This is a genomic window from Methylobacterium sp. WSM2598, assembly GCF_000379105.1.
Classification (GTDB): domain Bacteria; phylum Pseudomonadota; class Alphaproteobacteria; order Rhizobiales; family Beijerinckiaceae; genus Methylobacterium.
Window position 1 is genome coordinate 3,826,426 of the sequence record NZ_KB900609.1, and the last position, 6,764, is coordinate 3,833,189.

Here is a 6,764-nt window from a genome sequence, read left to right on the forward strand (position 1 = left end):
CCTTCTCAGCACGGCAAGCGTAAGCCTTGCTATAATCATGCTTCTGCTGCACTAAGCACAGCCGCGGCGTATCTGTGTTTTAACCAAAGTTTAAGGCGCCTGATTGGCGCGCTTACCGTCGGTGCCGAGGCTCATGAAGGATCTCCCGCCGGGCGGTTGAGCGGAGCAGGAACTTTCCTTGAATGCTTAAGTTCCGCGCTGAATGGCCCGCATCCAGACGCGCGAACGCCCGGCGGAGGGTTAGGACCTTGCCGGGCGTCGTTCACAGGGGAAACTGGTGCCTGTCCGATCGACCAACATCTTGGCCTGCGCCAGGCTCCTCGTCGCAAAGAGAAGCCGGCGCGGGGGTGGTGGCCCGGCCGGCTCAGTGTCGATGCGGGTGTGCCGAAGGGATGGCTTCGACAACATGGGTTGATCGCGCCACCCGGGCCGCTATTCCTGTCCGCACTCGACGCGAATTGCGCCGGAGACAGGACCCGAGAAGGTGTCCCCGTGGCGCGGCCGAACCGTTCAGCGTGCAGGTAGGCTCCGGCCGCGTCGCCACCGGGCCGAGGGTGGCTGTCACGTCTCCTTGCGGCCCGCCCGTCACGCCGCCTTCGGGTTCAGGATCCGGTGCACGGACATGCGGCACGGCGCCTCGCCCAGTCTGAGCGAGGGGCCATTGTGCGGACGGGTGGCGCCGTTGTGGGGCGGCCACACCTGGGCCGCGCCATCGCCGTCGAGGTGGTCAGCGCCGCGGCGTGGTGGGGGTGTCCGTCGTGCCGGTGCGGGTGACCTTGCCGCGCTCGTCCTCGATCTCGACCTCGGTCCGGCGGACCTTGTCGGTGACGGTCTCGGTGCGCTGCTCGACGTCCTTGCGCAACCCGATCTCCTCCTTCACGCGGACGTCCTTCGAGACCACCGCCTCCTCGGCCCGCTCGGCGGCCTCGATCGTCCGCTCGGCGAACAGCCGCTCGTCGGCCTGGGTCGGCGCCCGGTCCACCGGCCGGCGCTCGAGATGGACGCGCTCTTCGCGCAAAGCCACCTGCTCCTGCACGGGCGTCTCCACCACGTAGGAACGCACCCGCACGCGGCCGGCCTCGGCCACCCGCTTGCCGACCCGCAGCCGCTCCTCGGCCACCGGGATCGTCTCGTCGCGGCCCGCGGTCGTGCCGGTCGCCACCGTGCCACCGCGCGCGGTCGCGGCCGGCCCGGCCGTCGCCATGGAGGCCGAAGCGGCGGTTCCGGTCGTCGCGGCGGTGCCCGAGGAGGCGGCGGAGTAGCCGGTCCAGCCCTCGCGGCGCCACGCCGCCTCGCGCTCGTCCATGTGCACCGCGCCCGCGCCCTCGAGCACGTCCGCGATCCGGCTGGCATCGCCCGGCTCGGCCGTGACGATCACCATGGTGCCGCCCCGGCTCATGCCCTCGGCGTAGGCGTAGCGGTCCTCGTCGGGCATGAAGATGTCCTTCAGGGACGCCCAGAAGCCGCCCTCGTCCCGGCGATGGTCGTAGGACGTGCCCGTCGCCGTGGTGCTGCTCTGGGTCTCCGGAGAGAGGCGGATGCGCGCGCGGGGCACGCCGAGCGCGACGACGCGCTCGACGGCGGCCTCGGCCTCGCGGCGATTGTCGAAGAGGGCCGTGATGGTCTGCGACATGCTCTACTCCTCCATGGGGAAATCGGGATTGGGGGTGCCATCGGGCCGGAGACGCTCGATGGTCGCGTGCTGGCGGCGCAGGGTGACGGGGAGCTCCACGTCCTCCCCCCGGGTCGTCTGGCGGATATGCACCTCCTCCTTGAGGATGAGGCGCTTCTCGACCACGAGGACCTCTTCCAGGACGGGGATGATGGTCACCCCCGCCTCGGTGCGAACCTGAGGGGCCGGCTCGCCTTCGGCGATGACGCGGTCGATCGGGACGCGGCTCACGTCGACGGCGTCGCTGCGCAGGATCTCGCGCAGCACCTGCTCGCTCAGCGCGACGTGGGTCCGCACCCTCACCCGCCCCGTCTCGACCACGCGCTTGTCGATCCGGGCGCTTTCCTCAGCCAGCGGAATGCTTTGGTATATTCCCGAGCGATCAGCCGACCTGTTTGTGCTTACGGGTGTCTCCGCCCGCATCTCTGCATGATGAACAGAGCTGGGCTGATCGTCGCCATTCACGCCTTCGTTCGGGTCAGAGCCTCGCGTCATCGTTCACCACCTGCTCGGCAGAGGAACTAGGGACTGACGCCAGGGTTCCAACGTATGTAAAGGGCTTCTGTTTTCGTCCGGTTTTCCGCAACAGTGGAGAGCTTGGGTGAATTACCCGAAACAGATCAAAGTTCCGGACTCTGCTGTTTTGGGCAGCCCTCAAGCCTGGCGAAAGTGGAGCCAGCACGGCCGACGCCGAGCTGACACTTTTGCTGGAGAGAGACGTTTCACCCCGAGGAGGCGCTCATGACCGTACGCGTTTACCCCAACGTGAAGACGACCTCTGCCAGCAACGGGCCCGCCAACCAGGTGCTCCACCGGGATAGCCGGGACGTGAACACTCTCGATCAGCTGAGCAGCGTTGTTCTGCTGGGCCTCGCCGTGACCGGCGGCGTCGTGGCCGACTTGCTGATCGCGCTCCTTGTCTGAGGAGCCAAGCTTCGCCAGGTTCACCCGCACGGGCAGGAGATCCTGCTGACGGTGAGCGCGTGACGAAAGGCCTGGCCCTCCATCGGCTGGTGATCTGCGCTCCGATCTCCCTGGTCGACGGGGTGCGAGACGCTCTGACAGCGCGATCTCGGTGGTTACCCAGGACGACCTTCAGCTCGCCTCGTGCTGCCGCGGCTGGCTGGCCAAGGCTGCCGTCATACTCTGCGGGCGCGGACGACTGCCCAGCGGCGCTGACGCCGCTGGGCACAGATGCGAGCGCAGGAGGGCCGGGCCGCGAGCGTGAGCAGGTTCCATTCATCTGCCAGATGGCCTTAATCTTTGTCGGTGTAGGACAAGCTCACCGACCTCCCGCTCACGCGACGAGAGCCATGCGCGTGTTCCGGCGTGCCCCGACCGAAACTCCTTCTACGCGGGAGGACGCCGTCAGTGCTCGCTACACCGCCCTACGCCAGGCGCTCGGCGAGTTCGTGCAGTCCGGGGGCCTGTCGCAAACCCGGCTGCAGGCCGCGGAAGGATCTCTGCCGCCCCGCTTTCACGCTTTGTTCGCGACGGGAAGGCCGAAGCAGGTGGCCAGCAGGTGGTTCTGCTCCCGCACGGTCCACGCGCCCGCGAACCCGAAGCCCTTGCGCAGCCACAGCATCGCCTCGAAGCCCTGGATCGTGCGCCGGGCCGTGGTGAAGGAGCGGAACCCGCCCACCCGCGGCATCGCCCGCTTCACCCGGAAGTGGTCGCTCTCGATCCCCTGTTGCAGGTGCTTGCTGACGTGGTGGGTCGGAGCGCGCGGCAGCAGGCCCTCCTTGCGGCTCTCGGCGATGGCTGGCGAGTAGGGGCCGGCGCCGTCAGTGCCGATCCGGTCGGGCGCGAGAAGCGGATGATCCTGTAGCATCTTGCGGAAGAAGCGCTTGGCGGCTTCCAGGTCGGGGTTGGCGGTGAGCAGGAAGTCGACCGCCTCGCCATGCTTGTCGATGGCCCGGTACAGGTAGCGCCACTGACCCCGGACGCGGATGTAGGTCTCGTCCACGCGCACGGAGCCACAGTGCGGTTTGCGGAACCGGCGCAGGCGGCGCTCGATGGCCGGCGCGTAGGCGAGCACCCAACGGTTGACGGTGGAGTGGTCGACCGTGAGGCCGCGCTCCAGGAGCATCTCCTCGATGTCACGATAGCTCAGCGCGTAGCGCAGGTACCAGGAGACGGCCTGGACAATGAGGGCGGCTTCGAAGTGCCGGCCCCGGAAGTCGCCGCGGGCCTTTCTCTTCAGCTTGAGGGCGAGAGCGTTCAGGATCATGGGCCAGCTCCGAAGCGGAGCGGCAAGCTGGGCGGGTATGCCTAACGGCCTGTGAATGCGGACCCATCCGCGTTTGCGACACGCCCATCTGACGCGGGTTAGGGCGGCCCTGCATCTCTCGATGAGAGCCGCCCGGCTTCAGAGTGCCTTAGCGGGAATAGCAGACACGCGAGTAGCCCCAGCCGTAGCCACAACGGTCGTAAGAACCGCTGTAAAAGCCGCCGAACCGATGGAAGCCACCACCGTGGAAGCCGTGATGGAAGCCGTGTCCGCTGAACCCGCGCCCACCGAAGCCACGTGCTTCCGCAGATCCGGCCAGGGCAACAGCGGCCACGCCGGAGATGATGGCAGCGCTCAGAATGGTCTTGATCATGTCCTGCTCCTCTTCATGTCAGGTGAGAGCAGGATGGCGTCGGCTGAGATCGGCTTCCGTGAGGCGGATCACACAAACCTTGTGTGGCAGAAGGCCGATGACGGTGCTCTGCGAAGGCCGGGAGGAGAAACGGAAAGCCTGATGGCCGCCGCGCTGCCGGAACCTGCCGCGGCCCCGCGCGATGACGCCTTGATCTCATCGGACCTCGCGCGCCGGCCGGGCTCCGGCGGGCAAGGCGCGGACTTGATGCTCGGTCGGGAGAGGCATATCGGATCTCGCCTTCGGGATGGACGACGGCCGAGCAGGTGTTCAGGGCGTGGTACCCTGATGGATCCATGAGGCGCCTCAGCCCGCGATCCTCTCGTTCGCGAACCGGGCTCGCGCGGCGCCATCGGCTTGCAATCCGTGCTCGTTGCACCCGGCGGCGAACTCATCGGGCTCGACGAGGACGCGGACCATGGTCACGCCGCTGCGCGTCACCTCGCCCTCCACCTGCTCCGCCGAGATCCGCCAAGCTTCGTAGCTGGTGGGTAGCCGGTCTGCGTCCTGCATGAAGGCTCGCATCCGGGCGTAGTCCTCGGACCGGTACCAAGCCATGCCGACGCGACGTGGACGCTCCATTACAGAAACCCTGCCCCGAGTGCCCCTTGAAGGCATTCGCCCGCCGGATGGAGCCCACCACTGTCCGCGGATCTCGATAGCCGCTCTGGTCCATGATCCGGGCCGTGTCGGCCCCGCGCTCCGCGGCCGTGGTGATGTAGCCGGCCCGCAGCGCGTGCGCTCCGAACGATGAGGCGCCATGGCATCGCGTTCGCGAGCCCAGCAGGGCGGCTCAGGCGGCCCGTGGCGCCCGTTCTGCCGATCGCCGGCACTCCCACCTGCACCGCCGCGTCCATCCACGGCCCTCCAGATCGGCCGAACCGCTGTCGTCCCTCAATCCAACTCTGGAGCGGCTATGCCGAGGGACTGGTGCATGAGGTGCGGCGGCAAGCGGAACGGTCGTCAAGCTGCCGGGACGGCGCTCGGCGGCACCGCCAGCGGCGTCTCCGGCGCCGTCGCGCCCTGCACCGGCCCTCGATGCGGCTATCGAACGGCTGCGGCAGGGCGTGGAGCCGGATGCGTAACCGCAGGCAACGGTAGGTGGACCAAGACGACACGGCCAGTCAGCGGGTCGAGGATGCGGATCGTCGCCATGTGGTCCCCTGGGAGGAACAATCAGGGTGCGCGGATTGAGGCAGGGGTCCGTTAATGGTCCGACTTGCGCCACGGCCCGCTTCGGGAGTGCCGGTCTTACCCTTCCGGTGAGGAGGGCAACGGAGCCGCCTCGGTCCGCTCGGGACCTGCTTCTGGAGCCTGTGCCAAAGCTCCGTCTCGGTCGAAGGGTTCAAGGGTTGAAAGATCCAGCACGGTGACTGTGACCACTTCGCCTGTACTCGGATCGAGAATGCGAAGCCGCATCATGGCGCGGGCGCGTCGGCGGGCTCGATATCACGTGCGTCAGGGACGTAGTCGCACCAAACGCAACGCCCCTGCAGCGCGGCAGCGGACAAATTCCGCTGCGAGCACAAGGGGCAGACATGCAGGGCGATCCTCTCTCCATTGAGGAAAGCACTGCCGCGTTCCTTAAATGTAATGCTTGAATGCATGCCGACATCTGGCACGGGATCTGCTCCGAAATTGCGCTTACACGGCAATGTACGGCAACGAGGAAAGTGCAATGATTGTTTCTCAGGCCAGAGTTAGGTGCACATCTAACCTCCAACGGAAGTTACAACTGTCAGGCTTTACCTGCTTGGATAAGGCGCTCGCAGCGCTGGCGCGATAGTACAGACCGGCCGTGCGTAGCCGGCCCTGATAGACCTTTCCGGCCAAGCTCTGTGTTCTACCCGCGGCAGAGAGGCTGAGGAACGCGTGATGAGGGTGGAGCAGAGCCGCCTGCTGAACGTCCTAGACGAGATAGACGGGTGGGTGCCGCTGTTCGCGTTGGAGGATGATCCGTACCTCCACCCGAATGATGATCTGTTCGTGCCGAGCTTGGTCGCTCGAGGCTGGGTGGATCATGACGCGCTCCGCGGCGTAGTCCGAGTCAATGAGGCCGGGCGAGCCGCCTTCGAGCGGCTGTAACCGCAGACACCGTGTCCAATGCATTCCTCGCGTTGCGCCCTGGGGTGGTCGAGCCAGAATAGCCGTTCCGTTCGGAGCGTCGTCGGTCATGCAGATCCGGGTCGATGATCACTGGCACTACGAGGGCGACCCAGTCGCGCGCGACAAGCGGGTCTACCGCGAGGGGCTGCTGATCGGGCGCGTGCGGCGCTGGCAGTTCACCGTGCCCGGGGAACTCACCCGCGAGTGCTTCACGGTCGAGTGCTGGCACGATGCCGCGGGTGCGTATTCCGACGAAGCCGGCCGGGGGTTCCAAGTTGAAGCCGGCCGTCATTCCGAGGCGAAGCCGGCCACCGTTCCGATCTGAAGCCGACCGGCGACGGGGC

8 protein-coding genes are annotated in these 6,764 nt (G+C 67.0%); 3 read left to right on the forward strand and 5 right to left on the reverse strand.

The window, feature by feature from the left end; genetic code table 11:
* Nucleotides 1–727 precede the first annotated feature (727 nt).
* A complete protein-coding gene (locus MET2598_RS0118275; RefSeq protein WP_018261849.1) occupies nucleotides 728–1,633 on the reverse strand; it encodes a YsnF/AvaK domain-containing protein in 906 nt (301 codons plus the stop codon).
* A gap of 3 nt (nucleotides 1,634–1,636) precedes the next feature.
* Nucleotides 1,637–2,095 (reverse strand): YsnF/AvaK domain-containing protein, encoded by a 459-nt coding sequence (locus tag MET2598_RS0118280; RefSeq protein ID WP_036270432.1) that lies wholly within the window; start codon nucleotides 2,093–2,095, stop codon nucleotides 1,637–1,639.
* 318 nt (nucleotides 2,096–2,413) lie between these two features.
* Here MET2598_RS0118280 and MET2598_RS0118285 point away from each other — a divergent pair, with 318 nt between their 5' ends.
* Entirely contained in the window at nucleotides 2,414–2,596 is a 183-nt protein-coding gene (locus tag MET2598_RS0118285) for a hypothetical protein (protein WP_012331759.1), read from the forward strand.
* A 553-nt stretch (nucleotides 2,597–3,149) separates the two neighbouring features.
* Here MET2598_RS0118285 and MET2598_RS0118290 read toward each other — a convergent pair.
* The 3 genes from MET2598_RS0118290 to MET2598_RS0118295 all read right to left on the reverse strand — a co-directional run bounded on the left by MET2598_RS0118290 (nucleotide 3,150) and on the right by MET2598_RS0118295 (nucleotide 4,827).
* Nucleotides 3,150–3,902 carry an IS6 family transposase gene (locus MET2598_RS0118290; RefSeq protein WP_018261851.1) on the reverse strand — a complete coding sequence of 251 codons (753 nt, stop codon included), beginning with the start codon at nucleotides 3,900–3,902 and terminating at the stop codon, nucleotides 3,150–3,152.
* 148 nt (nucleotides 3,903–4,050) lie between these two features.
* A complete protein-coding gene (locus MET2598_RS40495; protein ID WP_085984460.1) occupies nucleotides 4,051–4,275 on the reverse strand; it encodes a hypothetical protein in 225 nt (74 codons plus the stop codon).
* Between the two features lie 345 nt (nucleotides 4,276–4,620).
* Nucleotides 4,621–4,827, reverse strand: coding sequence for a hypothetical protein (locus MET2598_RS0118295; RefSeq protein ID WP_236728750.1), 207 nt, complete (start codon nucleotides 4,825–4,827; stop codon nucleotides 4,621–4,623).
* 1,362 nt (nucleotides 4,828–6,189) lie between these two features.
* On the opposite strand from MET2598_RS0118295, the gene MET2598_RS0118300 reads away from it, so the two are divergent.
* Together MET2598_RS0118300 and MET2598_RS0118305 are read left to right on the forward strand one after the other, a co-directional pair.
* Nucleotides 6,190–6,399: a hypothetical protein gene (locus tag MET2598_RS0118300; protein ID WP_012331756.1), complete on the forward strand. Its 210-nt coding sequence runs from the start codon at nucleotides 6,190–6,192 to the stop codon at nucleotides 6,397–6,399.
* Between the two features lie 88 nt (nucleotides 6,400–6,487).
* Nucleotides 6,488–6,745, forward strand: coding sequence for a hypothetical protein (locus MET2598_RS0118305; protein ID WP_018261853.1), 258 nt, complete (start codon nucleotides 6,488–6,490; stop codon nucleotides 6,743–6,745).
* Nucleotides 6,746–6,764 lie beyond the last annotated feature (19 nt).